1 protein-coding gene is annotated in these 1132 nt (G+C 22.3%); it reads left to right on the forward strand.

The window, feature by feature from the left end; genetic code table 11:
* Window positions 1–847 (forward strand): IS3 family transposase (locus OL66_RS03380; RefSeq protein WP_034172475.1); only part of this gene is annotated, 847 nt, incomplete at its 5' end.
* Between the last annotated feature and the right edge of the window lie 285 nt (window positions 848–1132).

A 1132-nucleotide genomic window follows, 5' to 3' on the forward strand; every position in this document is an offset into this window, starting at 1 on the left:
ACAATTTGTTAAAGACCTAAATTTAACTACCATTTTAAAAACAATTCGTATTAATCGAAGTACTTATTATTATTGGCTAAAAATTGAAAAAAAGTTAAAATTAAAAGAAACAAAATATTTTTTGCAACAACAACGTATTCAAACTTTATGTTTACAACATGAATATTTTTACGGTCATCTTAAAATTACTGATTTATACCAAGAAATTTTTAATGAATTTATTACTAAGAAAAAAGTTTATCTTATCATGAAAGAAAATAATATTTGTTGTAAGTTAAGGCCTAAAAAAAATAAATATTATTATAAAAATTTAAAATCTAACCTCAAAGTAATCCCAAATTTAATTAATCAAAACTTTACTACCTCCCAACCCATGCAAAAACTATTTACCGACGTTACTTATTTTCCCACTCCCCAAGGATTTATTTATTTTTCGTGTATTATTGATTCTTTTAATAATCAAATTATTGCCTTCCACACTTCAAACCGACAAAATAAAGAATTAATTTTAAATACAATCAAAAAAATTCCTACTTTAAAAAACCCTTGTATTATTCATTCTGACCAAGGTAAAGTTTATCAATCTCTAAAAGTACAAAAAAAATTAACTAAAAAAGGGTTTTTAATTAGTATTTCTCACAAAGCAAACCCACGTGATAACGCTGTCATTGAAAATCTTTTTGGCCAGATGAAAAGTATTTTATTCAACCAACATCCTTTTTTATTTCAAAAAACCTCAACTAAAATCAAAAAAATTATCAATCAATTTCCTTCTTTTTGGAATAATAAATGGTTATTAACTAAATTAAATAATTTATCACCCTTACAGTATTTGCAAAATAGATAATATTTGTTAATAATATATAAATTTATAACCTTTGGAAAAAGGTTGTTTTTTCATACATTTTTTTCTACCAAAAACAATAAATTCCGAATTATTGTGTAAAAAAATTTAATCTATGTCGTTTTCATGGTGAGTTTTTTGTTATTTTGCCCTAACTATATAGTGTAAGGATAAATATTAAAAAAATATCTTTTGAAACTAGCAAATTATTAAAAAACATTAGACACTTTTTAAGTTTAATGAAATTATTTGTTAATTTGAAAAGATATGAAATTATCTATTAATTTT

The organism is Chrysanthemum yellows phytoplasma (assembly GCF_000803325.1).
In the GTDB taxonomy this organism is placed as follows: Bacteria; Bacillota_I; Bacilli_A; order Acholeplasmatales; family Acholeplasmataceae; genus Phytoplasma; species Phytoplasma asteris.